This window comes from Ruegeria sp. CG4, from assembly GCF_056537185.1.
The window spans coordinates 1-513 of the sequence record NZ_JBQFRB010000031.1; the positions used below are offsets into that span (position 1 = coordinate 1).

The following is a 513-nucleotide window of genomic DNA, read 5'->3' on the forward strand; positions in this document are numbered from 1 at the left end:
CCTGGTCCTCAGTATGCATAAAGGGTGTGTTTCTGTGTGTAGAAACACGGAAGTCCGGCCGGATTTCGAGTAATTTCTTTGCTTCAACCTGTGCATCTTCCAGACGTCCCATTTCAGCAAGGGTTGCGACCAAGATACGGCGCGGAGGAAGCGACTTTGGATAAGTTGAGATACCGGTTTTTGCCAGCAGAATTGCCTGTTTGTAATCTCTGATAAAGAAATGAGAAAGGGCCGCGTTAAAATTGTACCAGCCGGGATAACGCGGGTTGACCTTTTTTGCCTTGTTGTTCCACTCAATCGCTTCGGCTGGCTTACCCATAAGCGACCGTAGAAAGCCCATACCATATAGAACCTCAGGATCATTGGGGTTCTCCCGTATTGCCCGCTGAAATGCCTGGTATGCGAGTTGATGATCGTGGTCAGCAAACAAATGTAGCTGGCCCAAGCGGTGTTGAACGCGATAGTCCGATTGATCCAGTTCTAACGCACGCTGTGCGTGCCTGCGGGCTTTGT

The 513-nt window shown here is 49.9% G+C and carries 1 protein-coding gene; it reads right to left on the reverse strand.

Going from position 1 to position 513, the window contains the following annotated elements; all coding sequences use genetic code 11:
• The coding region (locus ACR0J2_RS24095; protein WP_480814116.1) for a tetratricopeptide repeat protein at nt 1-513 on the reverse strand (513 nt) is incomplete at both ends.